The sequence below is a fragment of the Serratia sp. CoH_134_PS_4 genome (assembly GCF_058190535.1).
Window position 1 is genome coordinate 38,120 of sequence record NZ_JBXWKI010000020.1, and the last position, 21,167, is coordinate 59,286.

A 21,167-nucleotide genomic window follows, 5' to 3' on the forward strand; every position below is an offset into this window, starting at 1 on the left:
CCCTATAGTGAAGGATCTCGCGGCAGGCCGCCAAAGCGTCGGTAATAGCCTGCTGCCGGGGCGGGCAGGGCACCGATAGTGGTTTCTGCCAGCGTGCTGACATACTCGGTAGCGGCACGATCCACGCGTTGATAAATATTGATGCACAGATTACGGGCGATTTGCCCCTCCCACTGCGTGGGCAGCAAGGCATCCGGCAGTAAAGGATCTTTTAGCACCACGCGCCGGAAGAAGTGGATCAATAATAGCTTAATCTGGAAACAGCGCTGGGGTGTCAGCAGCACGTCATCGGTTTCGCGCAGCAGCGCCATAAGCGGGCGGAAAGAAACGATAAATTCGTGATAATCGGCGGCAACATCCGCCAGCGCCCAGCAGCTCGCCACGATCTGTTGCAAGGTTTGTTCTGAGCGATTATAGGGGTAGTCTGCACGGAAATAGATCACCTGTTCGCTGGCGTTAAGTTCGCCGAGCAGCGCCGTCACGTCGGTTTGCACGTGCGTCGGGGCGGCCATCAGGTTATTGGCTATTTGACCGAACCCCAACCAGCCCAGCTCTTTTTTTAGCCGTGCGCGATCGTTCTTTTCTGCCCCTTCCAGCAACAGCAAATCCCATTTGCCATCCCAGGCGGGCGGTTCGCTGAGATAGATTTTCGACTCGGCGTGGCGAAATTGGCGCATGCCCTGTTCGGTCACCCGATAAAAGCTGCGGCGGCCGATTTTTTCGACGTCCAGCCAGCCCTCTTTTTGCAGGCGAAATACCGAAGTGCGCACAAAGCGATCGCCGAAACCCAACGCTTCCAGCAACGCGCTCAGGCTACCGAGCCACACCTCGCCACCGCGATGGCTGAGCGCATCGCCGTATAAGGAGATAATCAGTGAGGTGCCGCTGATCGGCTGAGCGTCTATGGCATGGCGGATAAACTCATCCAGTTTATGTTCCATATTTTTCCATGGGTTAGCCGTCGATGAAGCATAACATTACCACAATTCATTAAGGCGTCATCCGTGACGCCCGTTGAATCAGCGCGGTCTTAAGTCAACCACGCGCTGGGCCTTGCCTTCCGAACGCGGAATATCGCCACAGTTGGCGATGCTGACGTCGGTGCTGACGCCGATAATCGACTTGATATGGTGGCGTAACTGGTGGCAGATCTCACAGCGTTGCTGGTGGCTGAGGCTGAGCGCCGCTTCTTTCAATTCAACGCGCACCGCCAGCGTATCCAGGTGCCCGCTGCGGCTGACTTGCAGTTGATAATGCGGTGACAGCTGTTCGAACTGCATAATTTGTTCTTCAACCTGCGACGGGAAGACATTGACGCCGCGGATGATCAGCATGTCGTCGGAGCGACCGGTAATTTTCCCCATTCGGCGCATTTGGCGTGCGTCGCCCGGCAGCAGGCGGGTGAGATCGCGGGTGCGATAGCGAATCACCGGCAGCGCCTCTTTGGTCAGGGTGGTGAACACCAGTTCACCGTGCTGTCCGTCTGGCAGTGCGATGCCGGTCTCCGGGCAGATGATCTCCGGCAGGAAGTGGTCTTCCCAGATCGTTGGGCCACCGCCGCTCTCTGCGCACTCCATGGCGACCCCTGGGCCCATCACTTCGGACAAACCATAAATATCCAGTGCCTTGATGCCCATGCGGCTTTCGATCTCGTGCCGCAGCGCTTCGGTCCAGGGTTCGGCACCGAAGACCCCAAGACGCAGTGAACAGCCGCGAGCGTCGCCACCCATTTTGCGCTCCAGCTCGTCGATCAATGTCAAACAGTAGGAAGGCGTCACCATGATCACGTCGGGTTTGAAGTCCAGGATTAACTGGGCCTGTCGTTCCGTTTGCCCGCCGGACATCGGGATCACCGTTGCCCCAAGCCGCTCCGCACCGTAATGCGCCCCCAGCCCGCCGGTAAACAACCCATAGCCGTAGGCCACATGCACCTTGTCTTTGGCGGTGGCACCGGCGGCTCGTAGGCTGCGGGCAACAATATCCGCCCAATTATCGATGTCCCGCTGGGTGTAGCCGACGACGGTTGGCCGCCCCGTAGTCCCTGACGAGGCATGAATACGGACCACTTGCTCCATCGGCACGGCGAAGGTGTCGAAGGGATAGTTGTCACGCAGGTCTTGCTTGGTGGTGTAGGGGAAGCGGGTCAGGTCGTTCAGCTGTTTGAGATCGTCGGGGTGGACACCCGCCTGATCGAACTTGCGTTTATACATCGGCACATTGTTGTAAGCGTGGTGAAGCGTCCATTTCAGACGTTCCAATTGCAACGCTTCAATCTCATCGCGCGAGGCGAACTCAATGGCATCGAGTGGCTGTGGATTAGTTGTCATAGTTAGCCTCGGGGATCAAACTCGCTCAATAATCATGGCGATGCCTTGGCCGACGCCGATGCACATGGTGCACAGTGCGTAGCGACCGGAACGCCGTTCCAGTTCAAACAGGGCGGCCAGCGCCAAACGCGCACCGCTCATACCCAGCGGGTGGCCCAGGGCGATCGCACCGCCGTTGGGGTTTACCTGTGGTGCGTCGTCAGGCAGGCCAAGCTGGCGCAGCACGGCCAGCGCCTGGGCGGCAAACGCCTCATTGAGTTCAATCACGTCCATTTGCGCCAGACTCAGTCCGGCTATCTCCAGCACCTTGCGGGTCGCTGGCAGCGGTCCCATACCCATCAGACTGGGTTCGACACCGCAGGTGGCGGTGGCGACGATACGCGCCCGCGGCGTTAAACCCTGGCTTAGGGCCATTTTCTCAGAGGAGACGATCAGCGCAGCTGCCCCGTCATTCAAGCCGGATGCGTTGCCAGCGGTTACCGTGCCGGGTTGGCGGAACGGGGTTTTCAGCGCCTGCAATTGTGCCAACTGAGTGTCTGCGCGTGGATGCTCGTCCCGGCTGAACAGCGTGACGACGCCTTTTTTGCCGCTGAGGCTGACCGGCTCAATTTCCTGCGCCAGCCATCCGCGCTCTTGTGCCTGAGCAGTGCGTTGCTGACTACGCAGCGCGAAAGCATCTTGATCGGCACGGCTGATGTTGAACTGTGCCGCCACGTTTTCGGCGGTTTCTGGCATCGAGTCGGTGCCGAACTGTGCCTGCATCAGCGGATTAATAAAACGCCAGCCCAGGGTGGTGTCATACAGTTGTGCCTGGCGGCTGAAGGCACTGTCGGCCTTGCCCATCACCAGCGGTGCCCGCGTCATCGATTCCGCACCGCCAGCCAATACCAGCTCAGCGTCACCGGCTTTGATGCTGCGCGCCGCCATTGCCAGGGCGTCCAACCCTGAGCCACACAAACGGTTGACGGTGGTACCGGACACATTGACCGGCAGACCGGCCAGTAGCGCCGCCATGCGTGCCAGATTGCGGTTATCTTCCCCGGCCTGATTGGCACAACCCAGGATCACGTCATCAACCAACGACCAGTCCACCTGGGGATGGCGGGCCAGCAGAGTACGCAACGGCAGCGCGGCTAAATCATCAGCACGCACGTTGGCGAGTGCACCACCGTAACGGCCTATTGGCGTGCGGACGCCGTCGCAGATAAACGCCTGTTTCATGGTTGTTCCCCTAAAATGTGGTGGCCCAGGCGATGTGCACGGCCGCGGAACCAAGCGACGGTTTTGCCCAGTTGGTTGACGATTTCCACGTCATATAACCCCGTTGTTTTGCCCTGATGGCGTACTTCGGCGCTGGCGGTCAGGCGATCGCCTGCCAGCGCAGGGCGGATGAAATCGATGCTGCAGCCGGATGCGACAGCGGCTAACCCTTGGCTGTTGCAGGCGTAAGCGAAGGCGGTATCCGCCAGGCTAAACAGTTGACCGCCATGGCACGTCTGGTGCCCATTGAGCATCTGCGGGCCGACGGTCATGCTGACGCGGGCGAAACCGGCGTCTACGGCATCCACACGCATGCCCATTGCCTGCGCGCAGGTATCTTGTTGAAACATCTGTTCGGCGCAGCGTTGCGCCAGCCCATGGGGCGTATTGGCGTTCATCATTGGGCTCCTGAAGAGAGGGATGCGTAGTGGCGCAGCAGCGGCATGGGACGGTAGCGAGGTTCACCGTAATAGTGTTGCAGGTTTTCCAGCGTGGTCAGGATCTGTTGCCAACCCAGAGCGGCTGCCCATTCCAGCGGGCCACGAGGGTAATTGACCCCGCAGCACATGGCGCGATCGGTATCGGCAGCACTGGCAACGCCCTTGTTCACCACGTCGAGTGCTTCATTCGCCAGCATGGCGAGGGTGCGCATGACCAACAGGCCGGGATAGTCCGGTAACTGAATCACTTTTTTGCCAAGGGATTGCAGCAGGCGCACTACCGTGGCGTTGTGCCGGGCGTCGTTTTGCGCCGCGCAGCTTATGGCGACGGTGGACGCCTGCGAATAGTGGGCGGACAGATCAAACAGCACCACGGGGGTCCCGGTTTCCTCGGCGATTTGGCTAGCTGTTTTACCATTTGTTAACATAAATGTAACTTCATCTATCCGGGCAAATGCGCTGGTCTGGCCAGGTTGTTTGATCGTGACCGCATTTTCCGTCAGCAAAGTGGCCAACAGAGTCATGCCCGCAGGATCGCCGTGCAGCGTGATACTGCGTGGTAACGCGGCGGTCGAGGCGGGTAAGCAGGTGGCAGCCGGTTGAGGATGATCGCCATAACGGTAAAACCCCTGGCCGCTTTTCCGCCCCAGGCGGCCGGCGGCGACCAGTTCTTGCTGTACCAGAGAGGGTGTAAAACGGGGATCCTGGAAGAAGGCGTGAAATACGGACTCGGTCACGGCGTAGTTGACGTCCTGACCAATCATATCGGTCAATTGCAGTGGCCCCATGGCGAAGCCACCCGCGTCACGCATCACGGCATCGAGCGTCGTGGCATCGGCGACCTGTTCTTCCAACGCGCGGAGGGTTTCGGCATAAAAAGGCCGTGCTACGCGGTTCACAATAAAACCGGGTGTGGAACGGCACAGGACGCTTTGTTTACCCCATTGTTGGGTGAGCGCTTGCAGCGTCGCCACGGTTTCGGCGCTGGTGTCCAGGCCGCTGACGATCTCGACCAGCTTCATCAGCGGTGCTGGGTTGAAGAAGTGCAAACCAGCCAGGCGTTGTGGGTGCTGTAAGGCTCCCGCAATGGCGGTGATGGACAATGATGACGTGTTGCTGGCAAACAGAGTGGCAGGGGAGCACAGGGCCTCCAGCTCGCGGAACAGGCTCTGTTTGATCGGCAGTTTTTCTGCTACCGCTTCAATCACCAGTTCGCTGTCGGCCAGTTGACTCAATGCATCTACCGGATGAATGCGTGCCAGCAACGCTTCGGTGCTGGCAGCATCAGCCTTACCAGACGCAACCCGTAGGCGCAGCCGCTGCCCGAGCGCGTCGAGTGCCCGTTGGGCGGCGGTGGCGGCGATATCAAATAGCAGTACCTGATGCCCGGCGCGAGCCGCGACTTGGGCGATACCTATCCCCATGGTTCCGGCACCGATCACCGCGACCCTTGCGTTGACGTTCGGCAGGTTCATGATCATTTCCCGCTGAAAGAAGGAGGGCGTTTGGCGAAGAAGGCACTGACCCCTTCACGGTAGTCGTCGCTGCGGCCGCCGAGGCGCTGTAGATCGCGCTCCAAATCAAGCTGCTGATCGAGGGTGTTGTTCGCCGAGCTGTAGAGGGCTTTTTTAATCAGCCCCAGCCCATAGGTTGGTTGAGTGGCCAGGTGCTGTGCCAATGTTTGGCTGATTGACGCCAATTCATCCGCAGCCACAACTTGCCAGATCATGCCCCAGGCCAGCGCCTGTTGTGCGCTGATTTTGTCACCCAGCATGGCCATGCCCATGGCGCGGGCGTGGCCTGCCAAGCGTGGCAGGAACCAGCTGCCGCCGGAATCCGGTACCAGGCCCAAACGACAGAAGGACTGAATAAAGTTGGCGTTATCGGCGGCAATCACGATATCGCAGGCGAGCGCCAGAGCAGCACCAGCGCCTGCCGCTACGCCATTGACGGCGCATACCACCGGTTTTGGCAAGGCGGTCAGGCGGCGGATCAGCGGGTTATAGAAACGTTCCACTGACAGACCGAGGTCGGGTGCCTGTTGCTCAACGCTGACATTGCGATCATTGAGATCTTGTCCGGCGCAAAAACCACGCCCGGCTCCGGTGATCAGCAGGCAGCGTACCTTGTCGTCCCTTTCAGCGAGAGTGAGCGCTTCACTTAACTGGCGGTGCATCTCATCGTTAAAGCTGTTGAGCCGGTCCGGACGGTTGAGGGTCAGGGTCAGCACCCCGGCTTCGAGGTGGGTGAGAATCAATGCATTATCCATAAATCAGCGCCCCTGATAGTTTGGCGTACGTTTTTCGAAGAAGGCGGCGATGCCTTCACGGCGATCGTCGGTGGCCGCCAGAGTGACGAATTGCTGACGTTCAATGGCCAGCCCCTGGCTAAGGCCGGTTTCTTCAGCCTGTTTCAGAGCCTGTTTGGCGGCACGGAGTGCCAGCGGTGCTTGTAGGCTGATGCGTTCAGCTATCTGCTGTGTGCGTTCCAGCGTGAGTGCATCTACGCATACCTCACTGACCAATCCGGCTTGCAATGCACTTGCGGCGGTAATGGCTTCTCCTGTCAGCACCATTTGGCTGGCTCGAGACTTACCGACGCAGCGGATTAATCGCTGTGTGCCACCGGCACCCGGCATCAAGCCGAGGGTAATTTCCGGTAGGCCAAAGCGGGCGCTTTCACCGCAGATAACGATGTCGCAGGCCAGGGCCAGTTCGCAGCCTGCACCCAGCGCATAACCGTTCACTGCCGCTAGCAGGGGTTTGCTAAATTGTGCCAGCCGTTGCCACAGCAACGGGCGACGATCTGTCAGCGCTGCGGGCAGATCTTGTTGCTGCAGCTCATGCAGATCGGCACCGGCTGCAAAGAAACGGGCGGCACCGGTAATGACCACGGCGCCAACGCCGGTGTCGGCGTCGGCGTGTTCCAGCAAATAAACCAGCTGTTCCAGGCACGGGGTGTTCAGGGCGTTGCGGGCCTCTGGGCGGTGGAGCGTCAGTGTCACCACGCGCTGGTGTTGCTGTCGCAGGATCAAAGGGGTTTCCATTGGTGGCTCCTATACGTCAAAGTCCAAGACCACACCGTCGCCGCGAGGCCACGACTGGCAGCTCAATACGTAACCTGCCGCCAACTGATCCGGCTCCAGGCTGTAGTTGACGGCCATATCCACCTGGCCGGCCCTTAAACGGCATTTGCAGGTGGCGCATACCCCACCTTTGCACGCATAGGGCAGATCGGCGCCTTGACGCAGCGCTGCATCAAGAATGCTGTCGTCCTGTGCGCCAACCTCGATATTCACGCGACGACCATCAAGCAAGATTTCCACCTGGGTGGCGTTACGATTGCCATCATTGACCGGCCGAGCGGCAATGCCGCTGGTGTTAAAACGTTCACTATGAATGTGCCCAGTGGGCACGCCGGCCTGTTCCAGCACGCTTTGGGCATCGTCCATCATGGCTTCAGGCCCGCAGATAAAGGCGTGGTCATAGTCAGGGTAATCCAGCAGGGTCTTGCCGATAGCCAGCAGGTGCTCGCGGTCAATACGACCACTCAGCAAAGGGCTGTCCAGGTTTTCCTGGCTGAACATATAGAGTGGCTGAAAGCGCTGCGGGTAGCGGTTTTTCAGATCGGACAGTGCTTCTTTGAACATCATCGAACGGCTGCTGCGATTGCCGTAAATTAACGTGAAGCTGCTGCGTGGTTCGAGTTGTAGCGTGGCTTTGATGATCGACAGCATTGGCGTAATACCGGAACCGGCGGCAATGGCCAGATAGTTACCGCTATTTTCTGCCTGTGGCTGATAGCCGAAACGCCCTTGTGGCACCATGACCTCCAGCGCGTCACCGACCTTCAGCATGCGGTTAACGAACGAGGAGAATCGCCCCTGGTGAATGGCTTTAACGCCAATCTGCAACAGCCCCTCCTGCGGCGAACTGCATATGGAATAGCAGCGACGTAACTCTTCACCGTCAATCTGCGCCTTGAGCGTCAGATGTTGACCCGGCGTGTAGCGATAGTGACCTTTGAGTTCTTCGGGCACCCGCAGTGTGATGGCTACGGCGTCCGGCGTTTCGCGCTCGATGGCGGCGACGTTCAGGCGATGGAAGACCGTCATGGCGTTTCCTAAATACATTTGAAGTAATCGAAGGGTTCACGGCAATCGCAGCAGCGGTACAACGCCTTGCAAGCAGTGGAACCAAATTCGCTGATTTTCTCGCTGTGAGTGCTGCCACAACGCGGGCAAGGTACCGGGCCGTGCAACTGCGGTTTGTCACAGGTTTGCCCCTGTGGCGGCGCAACGCCATATTCGCGCAGCCGTGCGCGTGCAGCGGCGTTCATCCAGTCGGTGGTCCAGGCTGGGCTGAGTTGGATCGTCACTTTCACTGGGCTGAATCCTGCCTCTGCAAGGCGCTGTTCTATTGCCTCAAGCAGGAACTCGGTGGCGGGGCAACCGGAGTAGGTCGGCGTAAAGGTAATGCGCCAGCCGGTACCTTCAGCCTCAACGTCGCGCACCATGCCCAGATCGGTAATCGACAGCACCGGCAATTCCGGATCGCTGATCTGTTGCAGGCAGTGCCAAATTTGCGGGATCTCAGGGGCCTGTAGCCGGGTTATGTTCATAACGGCCTCCTACCAGTTCGCGTTCGGATAGGCGCGTTGCAGAAATTGCATCTCTGCCAGCAGTGGACCGAGGTGCTCGCTATGCTGTCCTTGTTTGCCGCCATGGCGGAACGCCTGCTCTGTGGGCAACGTCAGGGTGGCTTGTTGTAACGTATCATTGACTAGCGCGAGCCACGGTGCTTCAAGCTGACGTGGATCGGCGGCGATACCCTGTTCTGCTAATTGCTGCTCCAGGTCATCGGCGTGGAACAGTTCGGCGGTAAATCGCCACAGGTTGTCCAGCGACTGCTGGATTTTTTGATGGCTGAGTGGGCTACCGTCACCCAGGCGGATCATCCAGCCGCGGCTGAAACGTAGGTGGTAATGCGCTTCTTTTAGCGACTTGGCGGCGATAGCGGCTATTTGAGCATCGCGGCTGTTGCTCAGGGCCTGATGCAGTTGTACGTGATAGGCATCGATCAGGAACTGGCGTACCAGAGTGTCGTTGAAACCGCCGTTGGGTTGCTCTGCCAGCAGCAGGTTGTGAAACTCGCGTTCGTCACGACCGAAAGCCAAACGGTCTTCGCTGTATTGCGGCCCCGCCAGCTCGGCGGCATAGCCGAGAAAGTTGCGCGCCTGGCCAAGCAGGTCCAGGCCAATGTTCGCCAGCGCCAGGTCGATTTCCAGCTCCGGTGCGTGTCCACACCAGGCGCACAACCGTTGGGCGAGGATCAGTGGCGTGTCGCCCTGACGCAGGATATAAGTGATTCGCGGATCGTTAAGGGTCATAACCGCCTCTACATGTTCTTGATGCCGTCGGGAATGGTATAGAACGTCGGATGACGGTAAATTTTGTCATCGGACGGATCGAAGAAAGCTTCGCGATCCTCAGGCTGTGAGGCGATCAGGTGACTGGACTGCACCACCCAGATTGAGCAGCCTTCATTACGGCGGGTATAGGCATCGCGTGCATTTTCCAGCGCCATTTGATCATCAGCGGCATGCAGGCTGCCGACATGGCGGTGTGCCAACCCTTGTTTGCTGCGGATAAACACTTCATACAGCGGCCATTCAACGTGTGTCATCATCGATTCCTTTTATGCAGCGGTTGAGGTGTTTTTCGACGCGTGGGTCAGGGCGCCTTCACGCACCCAGGCACCGTCTTCCCAGGCGCGACGTTTGGCCTGCAGTCGTTCGTGATTGCATTGCCCACGCCCTTTGATCACCTCGTGCAGTTCACGCCAGTCAATGTTGCCGAAACGGTAGTGGCCGGCAGCGGCGTCCCACGCCAGGTCAGCGTCCGGTGCGCTAATCCCCAGTGCTTCCAATTGCGGCACGGTGTTGTCGACAAATTTCTGCCGCAGTTCATCGTTGCTGTGGCGTTTGATCTTCCAGGCCATGCTTTGTGCGCTGTGGGGCGAGTCGATATCACTGGGACCGAACATCATCAGTACGGGCCACCAGAAACGATTAATCGCGTCCTGCAGCATCGCTTTCTGCTGTTCGTTACCGTTAGCCATTGCCATTACTGCTTCGTACCCCTGACGCTGGTGGAAGCTTTCTTCTTTGCAGATTTTCACCATTGCGCGTGCGTAAGGACCGTAAGACGCGCGGCACAGGGCTACCTGATTGACGATAGCCGCGCCGTCCACCAGCCAGCCAATCACCCCGATGTCCGCCCAGTTAAGCGTCGGGTAATTGAAGATGGAGGAGTATTTCATTTTGCCGTCGAGCATCTTTTGGTAGATGTCCTGGCGCGAGCAACCCAGGGTTTCGGCTGCGCTGTAGAGGTACAGGCCGTGACCGGCTTCGTCTTGGACTTTTGCCAGCAATACCGCTTTGCGACGCAGGGTAGGCGCCCGGGTTAACCAGTTGGCTTCAGGCAGCATGCCGACCACTTCGGAATGGGCATGCTGGCCAATCTGGCGGATCAGGTTTTGGCGGTAGGCATCCGGCATCCAATCTTTGGCTTCAATGGCGGTATCCGCCGCAATTTTGTCGTCGAAGTGTTGCTGTTGTTGCGCGTCAGTTGTCATGCTTACCTCTTGGTGATTCGTATTTTTCACATTAAATATAAAAGTGTGAATCACGTTAACTAACCATAAGGCTACAAACTGATAACAAAAAGATCAAATGAGATTTGTGTGGTTTTGCGATGGCACTCACAAGTGATTTAATTATCTAATTGTTATTTATGAATATTTAAAATAACCTCGTCGCTGAAAACCGTCTTTTTTGCGACGCCGACAGGCTTCTTGTTTTAATTTTGTTAAATTTTACCTTGGTATGAACTGGACAATATGTGATACGTCATTAATCCTTGTTGTGTAAAATTATGAATTCCGGAGGATCAAATGCAGCAGTTACACAGTTACCTTTCTGGCGGCTGGGTGTTCGGTCAGGGCGCCGCCCGCGAAATCCATCATGCCGTCACCGGCGAACCCTTGTATCAGGTTTGTTCCGAGGGGTTGCCACTGGCTGCCAGCCTGGAGTACGCACGCAATAAAGGTGGCAAGGCGCTGGCACAAATGACCTTCCAGCAGCGTGCACAAATGATGAAAGCGGTGGCGAAACACCTGTTGGCGCATAAAGAGGCGCTGTATGAAATTTCATACCAGACCGGCGCGACGCGCAGTGACGGTTGGGTGGATATCGAGGGGGGGATTGCCACGTTGTTCGCCTATGCCGGGCTGGCGGGGCGTGAACTGCCGGACGATACCCTGTGGCCGGAGGATGAACTGATTCCACTGTCCAAACAGTCGCAGTTTGCCGCTCGCCACGTACTGACATCGCGGCCAGGTGTCGCGCTGCATATTAATGCCTTTAACTTCCCTTGTTGGGGGATGCTGGAAAAACTGGCACCCACCTGGCTGGCTGGCATGCCGGCTGTCATTAAGCCGGCAACGGCGACGGCCCAATTAACGCAGGCGATGGTCAGGCTGATTGTCGACAGTGGCTTAGTACCTGAAGGCGCATTGCAATTGGTCTGTGGCGGCGTAGGTGACATGTTTGAACATCTGGATTACCAGGACGCGGTGACCTTCACGGGGTCGGCGCAGACCGGCCAGCAGCTGCGTGCTCATCCGCGCCTGCTGGAGAAATCTATAGCCTTCACCATGGAAGCGGATTCACTCAACTGCTGCGTGTTGGGGGAAGACGTCACGCCACAGATGCCCGAGTTTGCGCTGTTTATCAAAGAGGTGTGCCGTGAGATGACCGCCAAAGCCGGGCAAAAATGTACGGCTATCCGGCGGATTATCGTACCGGCGAAGCGGGTGGCGGACGTGCAGCAGGCACTGTTACAGCGGTTAGCGGGCGTGACAATCGGCGATCCAAAATTGGAGCAGGTGCGCATGGGCGCGTTGGTCAGCCATGAGCAGCGCGATGATGTGCAGCAGAAGGTCGACTACTTGCTGCACAACGGGTGCGAGCCGTTGTGCGGCGCGGTGGCAGATAAACTGGACATCATGGGGGACGGCGCGAAAAACGGGGCATTTTACCCGGTCACCCTGCTTTATTGCGCCGATCCCTTTGCTCATCAGGCCGTGCACGGCACTGAGGCATTTGGCCCAGTGGCAACGCTGATGCCCTATCAACACACCGAACAGGCGATAGAACTGGCCTTGATGGGCCAAGGGAGCCTGGCAGGAACGTTGGTCACTGCCGATGAAGCGTTGGCGACGCAGTTTATTCGCGCCACTGCCTGCGCGCATGGCCGCATGCTGATTCTGGATCGGCATGCGGCGACGGAATCCACCGGCCACGGTTCGCCACTGCCGATGCTGGTACACGGCGGGCCAGGGCGCGCCGGCGGCGGCGAAGAGTTGGGCGGATTGCGGGCGGTGAAACACTATATGCAACGCACCGCGATCCAGGGTAGCCCGGCGATGCTGGCGGCAATCGGCCGTGAGTGGGTGCGCGGGGCCACGGTGATTGAGGATCAGGTTCATCCATTCCGTAAATACTTTGAACAACTGCGACTGGGCGAAAGCCTGCTGACGGCACGCCGTACCCTAACCGAGGCCGATATTGTTAATTTTGCCTGTCTGAGCGGTGACCATTTCTATGCGCATATGGACAAGATCGGCGCTGCCGAGTCTCTGTTTGGCGAGCGAGTCGCCCACGGCTATTTTGTGGTTTCCGCCGCGGCCGGGCTGTTTGTTGACCCTGGCGTAGGGCCGGTGATTGCCAACTATGGCATGGAAAACTTGCGCTTTATCGAACCGGTGAAGATTGGCGATACCATTCAGGTGCGACTGACCTGCAAGAAAAAAATCCGTAAGCCGCAGAAAACGGCAGAAGATCGCCCGCATGGCGTGGTGGTGTGGGATGTCCAGGTACTCAATCAGCACCAGCAAGCGGTGGCGCTATACAGTATTCTCACGCTGGTAGCGCGTCAGGAAGGGGATATTGCGCCGGCAAGCTGATGGCGGCGGGGGTAGGGCGCCTGGGTTAAGAAGCGCCTTACTCTGGTCAACATGGTTGGGTCTACGCAATGGCCTGCATTTGCAATTGCTGCCGGCATTGGCACCCCGGTGGCTGAAGCCAGTCGCTACAGCCAGGCGTGGAGCACCAGCCACTGATGACACGGCAGGGAAACCCTGCTGATGGAACCGGGCTAAAGCAATGGCTGATGCAGCAGTGTTTCCAATACTTTTAGCGGCGATTGTTGCGGGTTTTTCATGGCGTCTACCGGCAGCAGGAAGGTCTGTTCCAACATAAATTGGCCTGCCATTGCCGCGTGCGGCGTCTGATCGGAAAAACAGATCCAACTGCTACCCGGTGGCAAATCCAGCGCCAGTTGCGGGCCCTGCTGCTGATAGTGTTGGTCGGCTTTCATGGCGTCATGCAGTTGCAGCATCAGGTGGTCGTAATGGCTACGTCGGCGCTTGGTAATACCGACTTTATGCTGCAACCAACTGCTCAACGGTGAATAGCGGGACAGGCGCGGGATAAAACGTTGCGCTAATTCGGGAAAAGGCTCACCAATACGCCATTGGCGATGCTCTCCGTTCGGGTTGATATTGGTAAAGATTCGCAGGATGCGTTCCCCGTGATTTGGACGAGAAGGGAAGGCATCAACGTGCAGCCGGCTGTCGTCTTTACGCCATGAACTGGTTGCACGCCAGGCCGAAACCGGATGCAGACGCAAGCTGTTGGTGGGCGAATGCAGCGTTTGCTGGTAGTGCGGCAATAACCCGGAGATCAACTGACGGCAGGACTGATAATAGCGTGCCAACAGTGCCTGGACTTGTGGCTGTTGTCCCGCGACCGCCACGCCGGATAATTTATCCCTTTCTGGCCAATAACTGATGTTTTTACGTTTGGCATCGACCAGTGTAGGGTCAAGTAACGTTATTTCCTCTGGCGATAATGAAAAAGCCAGCTCCGGTAAAAAGAGGATCTTACCTTGCTCCAGTGCCTCTACGGCGGAGAAGGAAAGGGATGAGGGAGCCATATCCCACTGCCGTTGTGGCAAGTTCATCACTGCCTGTTCAGGCGTAAGGCTATCCGCACGCATAATATCTCCTTGCGAAGGGTTGATGCTTTAATTGTTTTTACTTTGAAAGGAATTTATAACCAAGGGGGATTATTTCATTGGGTTTTATTAATTATTATTAATAGGAACGCGTTTTTAAGCGTAGCACTATTAAAATGCGGTAAATAGTAAACAGACATTAAACGAAGATGCCAAGCGCACGAATAGGTAAAAAAAGAGTGGCTGAGCGTTAATTCTTCCCATATAAAAACAAATCAAAAGGTTAATTATATTTTTTGTTTTTAATCAGTGGATTGTGTTTTTTTGGTGTGTTGGGCGGTTATTTTATCGCTGGGCCACCTCCTGCGGAGGCGGCCCAGAATGTTAAGCGGAATAAATGCAGTTTTTACCCTGTTCTTTGGCTTGGTACAGCGCACTGTCTGCCTGGTTGATAAAACCAATAGGTGTGTCGTTATACATATGCGGAACCTTGGCATAGATACCAATACTGATGGTGACGATGCCATGAGGGTTGCCCCGATGCGGTATTTTCAAATCACGCATCGCCTCGATAACGCGTTCAGCGAAGATAAACGCGCCTTGAGCATCGGTATCCGGCAGAATGATGCCCATTTCTTCACCACCGTAACGGGCCATAATGTCGTTACTGCGGCTGGCTAACCCTTTAAGCATCTGCCCGATCTGCTGCAGACACTGATCGCCGGCGACGTGGCCGTAGATGTCGTTATACTGCTTGAAATAGTCGATATCCAGCATCAACAACGCCACGCTGCGATAATTGCGTGAAGCGCGCATCAGCTCATTTTTTAACGCGATATCAAACTGACGGCGGTTGGCCAGGCCAGTCAGGCCATCCAGCAGTGCCAGCTCTTCCAGCGTGCGATTGATGCTGGTGAGCTGATCTCGGGTGCGCATGAGTTCCGCTTCGGTTCGTACACTGTGATTGATTTGGCGCATCAGCACGAGGCCCAACGCCAGCAGAATAGCCAGTAGGGTGACCCCCCCCAGGGCAAATACGCCAGAGTCATTGCGCCAATCGGCCAGTGCATCTTCTTTCGACAAGCCCGCCGCAATCACCAATGGGTAACGGTTCACTCGCGAATAGCCATAAATCCGTTCCACCTTGTCGTAGCGCGAGATAATGGTGGCATTACCGAATTCGGAGTGCGGCAGAATTTCGCGAAACAGTACGCCATCAGAGATGTTCTTGCCGATGGAGGCAACGGAATAAGGGCGACGGTAGAGAATGGTGCCGTCCGCCAATAACAGGTTGAGTGATGCATCGCTGTTCAACGCAAAGGTATCGTAAAACTGGCGGAAATAATCGACGTACAGTGTGGCCAAGATTACCCCGGCAAAACTGCCGTCCGGGTTATTAAAACGCCGCGACACCGGGATGATTAAATCGCCGGTAGAACGGCTACGCACGACTTTACCGATATAGATCGTGTTGCTGTTGTGATCGAGGTGATATTTAAAATACTCGCGATCGGCATTGTTGGCGTTTTGTACGAATCTTCCCGATGAAGTGACGATCCAATTTCCTTTAGCATCGTAGACAAACAGACCGTGCAGTTGAGGCAGGTTACTGACCTGGGATTGCATGACTCTTTGCAGCCGCAATTGTTGCAGTTGGCCTAACCCATCGTGTTGAATCCGTTCGGTAAGATCAGCCAGCGTGCTGTCTGTCTGCATAAAGGTATCATCAGCATGCTGCGCCAAAGAGCGTGCCAGATTAGCAGATTCATGGTTGGCGCTTTGCAGGTCACGCTGGTGCGCATTCCAAATCTGCCAGGCGTTAAACAGGATCAACGTGGCGGCAACGATGACGACAAATACGCCGGCCTGGAATAATAACGGGGAATTTTTACCGTTGTGCGGCTGCTCGGCATTCTGAGGTTGCTGCTGTGTCATGTCACCCTTGCTATACAATCTTCAAATCGTGTTAAGAACAATCCTACATCTTATTCGTTAATCCGGCAGACCACTACTCCCTTACGCAAAATGAGCAAACTGCCATGCGAACATATTCGTTCCCGATTGCGTAGGTGTCGTATGCGAGTCCCATTCAAACATGGCGATGAGCGGGGTGTTCCTCTAGAGACAAGGTGAAATTCATCGGTATACAATTCGCCATAAAACCGGATTAGAGAATAATAAGGGATCCCGGCATGTCTGATTACATCATTATTAGTTTATTGACGTTGGTTGTTTATTATCCAGTAACCTTGGGGGTGCTGGCGTTATTGATTGGGTTTGCCTGGCGGCGGCGTAAATCGCCTTACTGGCGTTTAGGGCTGGTGCTGTTGGCTGCCATGTTTGTGTTGTTCGCCATGGCGGCGTACGACTGGTATCACTACAACTGAGCGTTGGCGGTACGATGGCCGCTATCGGCGGCGGACACCGCACCGAGATGACGCGTTATTCAACGTTAACCATCCAATTAACACCAAACCTGTCGGTTAGCATGCCGAAACCCTTGGCCCAGAAGGTGGGCTGGAAAGGCATGGTCACTTGACCGCCCTGTGAAAGCTTTTCAAACAGCTCACGCCCTTGTTCGACGTTGCTCGGATTGAGTGACAGCGCAAATCCTTTGTGCGATGCGTCGGCGCCATCTTGTGGGCAGCCGTCGGAGGCCATCAACGCGGTTTCACCAATCAATAACCGCGCATGCATGATGGCCTCTGGATCGACATCTTGCGGGTTTCCTTGCTTGGCCTCTTCCGGCATCTCTTTGTAACGCATCATCATTTCAAGTTTAGCGCCCAACTGCGCCACGTAGAAGTTAACCGCCTGCTCACAGTTACCGCTAAAAAATAAATAGGGTTGAATCAACATGACATTGACCTCTGTTATGGCCCGTCAGAACCTTTGAGTGCCCACGGGCGGGAAGCAATAGTTTCTGTTTGCGACTATTGCCGTTGGCAACTTACAAGTGTAGTGCGATTAGCGCTGAATGCCTTGTGGGCGATCACGCTGTAAGAATTTCTTGCATTGCGGGGGCTATTGGCCAAAAAACCGGGACAGTTCATCCCAGTTTGGACAGATTATCTGAGCGGTCACAGTTTCTATACTCGTTACACCCTTCACTAACGGAGTGACTGTAATGAGCAAGCAATCTTTAAATGGAAAAGTCGTTTTGATCGCGGGCGGCGCGAAGAACTTGGGTGGCCTGGTAGCACGCGATCTGGCGGCTAACGGTGCGGCGGCCGTGGTGGTGCATTACAACAGTGATGCGACTCGAACGGCAGCGGAAGACACGCTGAAGGCAGTGAAAGCAGCAGGTGCACAGGCGATAGCGGTACAGGGCGATCTGACGCAGCCTGGTAACGTGGCACGGCTGTTCGAAGAGGCGGTCACGGCGTTCGGCAAAGTGGATATTGCGATCAATACAGCGGGTCTGGTGATCAAAAAACCGATTGCCGACGTCACCGAAGCAGATTACGACAGCAGTTTTGACATCAACGCCAAGGCGGCGTTTTTCTTTATCCAACAGGCGGGTAAACATCTGGCCGACAACGGGCGCATTGTGACGATTGTCAGTTCATTGTTGGCTGCCTACACGCCATTTTATGCGGTCTATCCTGGCAGCAAGGCGCCGGTAGAGCACTTCACCCGCGCTGCATCCAAAGAATTTGGCGAACGCGGGATCAGCGTGAATGCAATCGGCCCAGGGCCAATGGATACCCCGTTCTTCTACGGCCAGGAAAGCAAAGAAGCGGTGGACTATCACAGCAGTGCTGCTGCACTGAGCAAGTTTTCGAAAACGGGTCTGACCGACATCGAAGACATCGCGCCAATCGTTAAATTTTTGGTCACTGACGGCTGGTGGATCACCGGTCAGACGCTGTTTGCCAACGGTGGCTATACTACTCGTTAATCTCAATTCTGCTGCGGCCTGTGCCGCAGCCTGTTTATCAGGATGCACAATCGGTGGATAAAATAGGGAGATTGCGGGTTTTTATCCAGGTTGCCGAGGTAGGCAGTTTCATCCGAGCCTCGCAAATCTTGATGATGCCGAAAACCACGGTGTCGGCGGCAATACAGCAACTGGAACATGAAATGGGCGCTCGTCTGTTTCATCGCACCACCCGGCGGGTGCAACTGACCAGCGACGGTGAACTGTTACTTGAGAAAGCACGCAACCTGCTGGGTGACGTGGAAGAATTGGAAAACCTTTTTCACCGCCAAAACGGCCCCATTGATGGTCGTCTGACCGTTGATGTCCCCAGCCGCATAGCCCGGCGGATGCTGGTACCCGCATTGCCCGATTTCTTTTCTCAGTACCCCGACATTCAGTTATTTCTCAGTGCCAGCGACCGCTCAATCGATTTGATTCAGGAAGGGGTCGACTGCGTGGTACGCGTGGGTAGCCTCAGCGACAGCAGCCTGGTCAGCCAGCCACTGGGCCGACTCAGCATGATTAACTGCGCCAGCCCGGACTACCTGCAGCGTTACGGTATCCCGCATACGCCTGCTCAATTGGACGATCATTGGGTGGTGGGCTATGCGCAACCTACGCTGGCAGGGGCAGATACCTGGTCGTGGCAACAAGGGGAGCACTATGGTGAAAAAACGCTACGCAGCCGGGTGACGGTTAACAATGCAGAAAGCTATATCGGGTGTTGTTTGGCAGGACTGGGGTTGATGCAGATACCCCGATTTGATGTTCAGCATCATCTGGATAACGGCAGTCTGTGTGAAATCTTGCCACAGGCTCGTCCGCCAGCGATGGGCATTGCGTTGCTTTACCCGCACCGCCGCCAGCGTTCGGCACGTTTCATCGCGTTTGCCGAGTGGTTTAGCCACTTAATCAAGCCGTTTTGTGAACCCTAAAGCCTGATGGCCTATGGGATTTTTATCTAAACGCGGCGGAATTTATTATTGGTTTTCAGCCAATTAAATTTGCTGAAAAAACAAGACACAATTAAAGCCAACAATAAAGTGACAAAGGATGTGTAACATTACATAAGCAGGAGGGTGGCAGAGCCATCCCAGACGGCAGCCAGGGCGTATAACGCGGCCAGTATCAGTAAAAAGGGTGTGTTGGTCATGGTCTGTCTCCCGCAGGGAAATTCCTCCTTGTTATAGCGCGCAGAAATGACAGTTAGATGAAGGTGGTCGTTTTATGTACAGACAAATTCAGACAGACGGAAATGTGTAAACTGCTGATATTTGTCTATAGTAACAGTGTGAAGATGCGTGTTTAGCGCGATTCACCCTGTATCGCGCTGCCGGTCACGGCAAGCACAGGGAAATACCAGTGCGAAAATATCGATCAGGGTTGGAGCAGGCGCCGTCGTGGGTCTGGTGATAGAGTTTCTTTTAGGCAAAAGGTAATAGGGAGAGTAAAAATGGGCATCATTTCCTGGATCATTTTTGGTTTAATCGCCGGTATCTTGGCTAAATGGATCATGCCGGGCAAGGACGGTGGCGGATTTATCATGACCGTCATCCTGGGGGTCATCGGTGCTGTTGTCGGCGGCTATATCAGTACCTTCTTCGGTATGGGCCGTGTTGACGGCTTCAACCTGGGCAGTTTTGTTGTCGCGGTAATTGGTGCTCTGGTAGTACTTTTTGTCTACAGAAAGATCAGAAACTGATTCGGTGCTGATCAATAGGGTCGCTACGGCGGCCCTTTTTCGTTAAGTCACAGGGGCGTGCGGCTTATGCCGACGGCCTGAAGGAGATTACCATGGGTCTGTTTGATAGCGTATTGGGCAACATTCTGGGCGGCAGTAACGGTAAAGGCCTGGATTACGTTGCTATCATGCAATGGGTTGAGCAACAGGGTGGTCTGCAGGCGATTCTGGACAAGTTCCGTCAGGGGCAATTCGGCGATGTGGTCGGCTCATGGCTGGGCAACGGTGAAAACCAGCAGATAAGCGGCGATCACGTGCAGCAGGCGCTGGGTAGCGATGCGATTAACCAGTTGGCAGAAAAGCTGGGGATCGACCCGGCTCAGGCATCAGCGACGATTGCGCAGTTCCTGCCAACGGTCGCTGACGCGGCGTCACCCAATGGGGAAGTGCAGCAAGACAGCAACGAACTGGGCGACATGGTCGGTAAACTGTTCAAATAATGCTTATGCCCTCGGCGTATTACCGGGGGCATGATTCACGCTTATTCCCTCAATGTCTCCCAACGCTTCCTGCAGGTAATCCACCCAGGCCCGTACTTTGCGAGGAATGAACCGCGCGCCGGGATAAACCGCATGCAATGCCATTGCTGGGTAGTGCCAGTCAGGCAAAACTGGCACGAGCGCACCGGTAGACAGTTGCCGACCAATCAGCGGCCGCTGCGCACCACCAATCCCCAGCCCTGCCTCGATAGCGGCCAGCAGTGAAAAGGTATTGTTCGCGCGAAAAACCGGACGCAAATTTACCATCTCGGCACCCTGAGGGCCGATTAACGTCAACGAGTCACCGTCGGTGAGACCGCTGTAGCGTACATGCGAATGTGCTGCCAGCTCTGCCAGCGTTTGCGGTGTGCCATGTCGTGCCAGGTAAGCCGGTGATGCAACCAGCATCCGTTGCAATCCCCCCAATCGTCTCGAGACGATGCCTGGGGCATTGAGTTCACCAAAGCGAATCGCTACGTCAACGCCTTCCCCTATCACGTCGGCGCGGCGGTCATCCAACAACAGCTCGATATTCAGTGCCGGGTGGAGTTGCTGAAAGGCAATGACCAGCGGTGTCAGGTGCTGCTGGCCGAAACCCGTTGGCGCGTGAATACGCAACGGGCCATACAGTTTCTGGTTCAATCCCTGCAACGCTTCTTCAGCGTCGTTCACCGCCGCAAGAATCGGTTTGATGTGATGGTAATAACCGGCACCGGCGTCGGTCAAGGTTACGGCTCGGGTACTGCGAAACAGCAACTGCGCCCCCAGCTGCTGTTCCAAACCGGCAATTTGCTGGCTGACAGCCGGCTGAGTCAGGCCGAGATCGCGGGCAGCGGCAGACAGATTGCCGAGTTCGGCCACGCGGACGAAGGTTTTCATTGCGCTCAGTTTGTCCATTGCTGTTCCACCTATAGAATTTA

The 21,167-nt window shown here is 56.0% G+C and carries 22 protein-coding genes; 6 read left to right on the top strand and 16 right to left on the bottom strand.

Annotated elements, in window-relative coordinates:
* Positions 1-2: 2 nt before the first annotated feature.
* From paaX to paaA, 12 genes are all read right to left on the bottom strand, one after another.
* A complete protein-coding gene (gene paaX, locus AC2FCQ_RS22860) occupies positions 3-941 on the bottom strand; it encodes a phenylacetic acid degradation operon negative regulatory protein PaaX (protein WP_209635727.1) in 939 nt (312 codons plus the stop codon).
* Between the two features lie 78 nt (positions 942-1,019).
* Entirely contained in the window at positions 1,020-2,327 is a 1,308-nt protein-coding gene (gene paaK, locus AC2FCQ_RS22865) for a phenylacetate--CoA ligase PaaK (RefSeq protein WP_265554018.1), read from the bottom strand.
* 15 nt (positions 2,328-2,342) lie between these two features.
* On the bottom strand, positions 2,343-3,548 hold the full coding sequence (gene pcaF / locus AC2FCQ_RS22870; protein WP_490309019.1) for a 3-oxoadipyl-CoA thiolase: 1,206 nt from the start codon (positions 3,546-3,548) through the stop codon (positions 2,343-2,345).
* On the bottom strand, positions 3,545-3,985 hold the full coding sequence (gene paaI / locus AC2FCQ_RS22875; protein WP_490309041.1) for a hydroxyphenylacetyl-CoA thioesterase PaaI: 441 nt from the start codon (positions 3,983-3,985) through the stop codon (positions 3,545-3,547). Before paaI ends, pcaF begins: the two co-directional genes overlap by 4 nt.
* Positions 3,985-5,502 (bottom strand): 3-hydroxyacyl-CoA dehydrogenase, encoded by a 1,518-nt coding sequence (locus AC2FCQ_RS22880; RefSeq protein ID WP_265554014.1) that lies wholly within the window; start codon positions 5,500-5,502, stop codon positions 3,985-3,987. Before AC2FCQ_RS22880 ends, paaI begins: the two co-directional genes overlap by 1 nt.
* A gap of 2 nt (positions 5,503-5,504) precedes the next feature.
* A complete protein-coding gene (paaG, locus tag AC2FCQ_RS22885; protein WP_490309020.1) occupies positions 5,505-6,296 on the bottom strand; it encodes a 2-(1,2-epoxy-1,2-dihydrophenyl)acetyl-CoA isomerase PaaG in 792 nt (263 codons plus the stop codon).
* Between the two features lie 3 nt (positions 6,297-6,299).
* Positions 6,300-7,073 carry a 2,3-dehydroadipyl-CoA hydratase PaaF gene (paaF, locus tag AC2FCQ_RS22890; protein WP_265554009.1) on the bottom strand — a complete coding sequence of 258 codons (774 nt, stop codon included), beginning with the start codon at positions 7,071-7,073 and terminating at the stop codon, positions 6,300-6,302.
* Between the two features lie 9 nt (positions 7,074-7,082).
* Positions 7,083-8,141, bottom strand: a complete 1,059-nt coding sequence (gene paaE, locus AC2FCQ_RS22895; protein ID WP_490309021.1) for a 1,2-phenylacetyl-CoA epoxidase subunit PaaE — start codon at positions 8,139-8,141, stop codon at positions 7,083-7,085.
* Positions 8,142-8,149: 8 nt separating this feature from the next.
* Positions 8,150-8,647 carry a 1,2-phenylacetyl-CoA epoxidase subunit PaaD gene (paaD, locus tag AC2FCQ_RS22900; protein WP_209635712.1) on the bottom strand — a complete coding sequence of 166 codons (498 nt, stop codon included), beginning with the start codon at positions 8,645-8,647 and terminating at the stop codon, positions 8,150-8,152.
* A gap of 9 nt (positions 8,648-8,656) precedes the next feature.
* Positions 8,657-9,415 (bottom strand): 1,2-phenylacetyl-CoA epoxidase subunit PaaC, encoded by a 759-nt coding sequence (gene paaC, locus AC2FCQ_RS22905; RefSeq protein ID WP_490309022.1) that lies wholly within the window; start codon positions 9,413-9,415, stop codon positions 8,657-8,659.
* A gap of 8 nt (positions 9,416-9,423) precedes the next feature.
* On the bottom strand, positions 9,424-9,711 hold the full coding sequence (paaB, locus tag AC2FCQ_RS22910) for a 1,2-phenylacetyl-CoA epoxidase subunit PaaB (RefSeq protein WP_017893307.1): 288 nt from the start codon (positions 9,709-9,711) through the stop codon (positions 9,424-9,426).
* Positions 9,712-9,723: 12 nt separating this feature from the next.
* On the bottom strand, positions 9,724-10,662 hold the full coding sequence (paaA, locus tag AC2FCQ_RS22915; RefSeq protein WP_490309023.1) for a 1,2-phenylacetyl-CoA epoxidase subunit PaaA: 939 nt from the start codon (positions 10,660-10,662) through the stop codon (positions 9,724-9,726).
* Positions 10,663-10,980: 318 nt separating this feature from the next.
* Between paaA and paaZ the strand changes: the two genes are divergently transcribed.
* Positions 10,981-13,053 carry a phenylacetic acid degradation bifunctional protein PaaZ gene (gene paaZ / locus AC2FCQ_RS22920; protein ID WP_490309025.1) on the top strand — a complete coding sequence of 691 codons (2,073 nt, stop codon included), beginning with the start codon at positions 10,981-10,983 and terminating at the stop codon, positions 13,051-13,053.
* A gap of 191 nt (positions 13,054-13,244) precedes the next feature.
* Here paaZ and kdoO read toward each other — a convergent pair whose 3' ends face one another.
* Positions 13,245-14,147 (bottom strand): Kdo hydroxylase KdoO, encoded by a 903-nt coding sequence (gene kdoO / locus AC2FCQ_RS22925; protein ID WP_209635704.1) that lies wholly within the window; start codon positions 14,145-14,147, stop codon positions 13,245-13,247.
* Positions 14,148-14,489: 342 nt separating this feature from the next.
* The gene (locus AC2FCQ_RS22930; RefSeq protein WP_490309026.1) at positions 14,490-16,040 is read right to left on the bottom strand and encodes a sensor domain-containing diguanylate cyclase; all 1,551 of its coding nucleotides are present in this window, start codon (positions 16,038-16,040) and stop codon (positions 14,490-14,492) included.
* A 257-nt stretch (positions 16,041-16,297) separates the two neighbouring features.
* Between AC2FCQ_RS22930 and AC2FCQ_RS22935 the strand changes: the two genes are divergently transcribed.
* Positions 16,298-16,492, top strand: coding sequence for a hypothetical protein (locus AC2FCQ_RS22935; RefSeq protein ID WP_209635700.1), 195 nt, complete (start codon positions 16,298-16,300; stop codon positions 16,490-16,492).
* Positions 16,493-16,547: 55 nt separating this feature from the next.
* Here AC2FCQ_RS22935 and AC2FCQ_RS22940 read toward each other — a convergent pair whose 3' ends face one another.
* Complete coding sequence (locus AC2FCQ_RS22940; RefSeq protein ID WP_209635698.1) at positions 16,548-16,964, bottom strand: VOC family protein; 417 nt, start codon at positions 16,962-16,964, stop codon at positions 16,548-16,550.
* Positions 16,965-17,232: 268 nt separating this feature from the next.
* Between AC2FCQ_RS22940 and AC2FCQ_RS22945 the strand changes: the two genes are divergently transcribed.
* The 4 genes from AC2FCQ_RS22945 to AC2FCQ_RS22960 all read left to right on the top strand — a co-directional run bounded on the left by AC2FCQ_RS22945 (position 17,233) and on the right by AC2FCQ_RS22960 (position 20,208).
* A complete protein-coding gene (locus tag AC2FCQ_RS22945) occupies positions 17,233-18,006 on the top strand; it encodes an SDR family oxidoreductase (protein ID WP_209635696.1) in 774 nt (257 codons plus the stop codon).
* A 53-nt stretch (positions 18,007-18,059) separates the two neighbouring features.
* Positions 18,060-18,962, top strand: a complete 903-nt coding sequence (locus tag AC2FCQ_RS22950) for a LysR substrate-binding domain-containing protein (RefSeq protein ID WP_209635694.1) — start codon at positions 18,060-18,062, stop codon at positions 18,960-18,962.
* Positions 18,963-19,480: 518 nt separating this feature from the next.
* Positions 19,481-19,729: a GlsB/YeaQ/YmgE family stress response membrane protein gene (locus AC2FCQ_RS22955; RefSeq protein WP_135317107.1), complete on the top strand. Its 249-nt coding sequence runs from the start codon at positions 19,481-19,483 to the stop codon at positions 19,727-19,729.
* A 92-nt stretch (positions 19,730-19,821) separates the two neighbouring features.
* On the top strand, positions 19,822-20,208 hold the full coding sequence (locus AC2FCQ_RS22960) for a YidB family protein (protein ID WP_265553989.1): 387 nt from the start codon (positions 19,822-19,824) through the stop codon (positions 20,206-20,208).
* 3 nt (positions 20,209-20,211) lie between these two features.
* Here the strand turns inward: AC2FCQ_RS22960 and AC2FCQ_RS22965 are convergent, their stop codons facing one another.
* The gene (locus AC2FCQ_RS22965; protein ID WP_490309027.1) at positions 20,212-21,144 is read right to left on the bottom strand and encodes a LysR family transcriptional regulator; all 933 of its coding nucleotides are present in this window, start codon (positions 21,142-21,144) and stop codon (positions 20,212-20,214) included.
* Positions 21,145-21,167: the final 23 nt, after the last annotated feature.

Coding starts and splice junctions, on each gene's coding strand:
- paaB (WP_017893307.1), bottom strand. CDS start 9,711: ATGACACACGTTGAATGGCCGCTGTATGAAGTGTTTATCCGCAGCAAA.
- paaI (WP_490309041.1), bottom strand. CDS start 3,985: ATGAACGCCAATACGCCCCATGGGCTGGCGCAACGCTGCGCCGAACAG.
- paaK (WP_265554018.1), bottom strand. CDS start 2,327: ATGACAACTAATCCACAGCCACTCGATGCCATTGAGTTCGCCTCGCGC.
- paaC (WP_490309022.1), bottom strand. CDS start 9,415: ATGACCCTTAACGATCCGCGAATCACTTATATCCTGCGTCAGGGCGAC.
- paaX (WP_209635727.1), bottom strand. CDS start 941: ATGGAACATAAACTGGATGAGTTTATCCGCCATGCCATAGACGCTCAG.
- paaD (WP_209635712.1), bottom strand. CDS start 8,647: ATGAACATAACCCGGCTACAGGCCCCTGAGATCCCGCAAATTTGGCAC.
- AC2FCQ_RS22965 (WP_490309027.1), bottom strand. CDS start 21,144: ATGGACAAACTGAGCGCAATGAAAACCTTCGTCCGCGTGGCCGAACTC.
- AC2FCQ_RS22960 (WP_265553989.1), top strand. CDS start 19,822: ATGGGTCTGTTTGATAGCGTATTGGGCAACATTCTGGGCGGCAGTAAC.
- AC2FCQ_RS22940 (WP_209635698.1), bottom strand. CDS start 16,964: ATGTTGATTCAACCCTATTTATTTTTTAGCGGTAACTGTGAGCAGGCG.
- paaE (WP_490309021.1), bottom strand. CDS start 8,141: ATGACGGTCTTCCATCGCCTGAACGTCGCCGCCATCGAGCGCGAAACG.
- paaF (WP_265554009.1), bottom strand. CDS start 7,073: ATGGAAACCCCTTTGATCCTGCGACAGCAACACCAGCGCGTGGTGACA.
- kdoO (WP_209635704.1), bottom strand. CDS start 14,147: ATGCGTGCGGATAGCCTTACGCCTGAACAGGCAGTGATGAACTTGCCA.
- paaG (WP_490309020.1), bottom strand. CDS start 6,296: ATGGATAATGCATTGATTCTCACCCACCTCGAAGCCGGGGTGCTGACC.
- paaA (WP_490309023.1), bottom strand. CDS start 10,662: ATGACAACTGACGCGCAACAACAGCAACACTTCGACGACAAAATTGCG.
- AC2FCQ_RS22930 (WP_490309026.1), bottom strand. CDS start 16,040: ATGACACAGCAGCAACCTCAGAATGCCGAGCAGCCGCACAACGGTAAA.
- paaZ (WP_490309025.1), top strand. CDS start 10,981: ATGCAGCAGTTACACAGTTACCTTTCTGGCGGCTGGGTGTTCGGTCAG.
- AC2FCQ_RS22945 (WP_209635696.1), top strand. CDS start 17,233: ATGAGCAAGCAATCTTTAAATGGAAAAGTCGTTTTGATCGCGGGCGGC.
- AC2FCQ_RS22955 (WP_135317107.1), top strand. CDS start 19,481: ATGGGCATCATTTCCTGGATCATTTTTGGTTTAATCGCCGGTATCTTG.
- AC2FCQ_RS22880 (WP_265554014.1), bottom strand. CDS start 5,502: ATGAACCTGCCGAACGTCAACGCAAGGGTCGCGGTGATCGGTGCCGGA.
- AC2FCQ_RS22935 (WP_209635700.1), top strand. CDS start 16,298: ATGTCTGATTACATCATTATTAGTTTATTGACGTTGGTTGTTTATTAT.
- pcaF (WP_490309019.1), bottom strand. CDS start 3,548: ATGAAACAGGCGTTTATCTGCGACGGCGTCCGCACGCCAATAGGCCGT.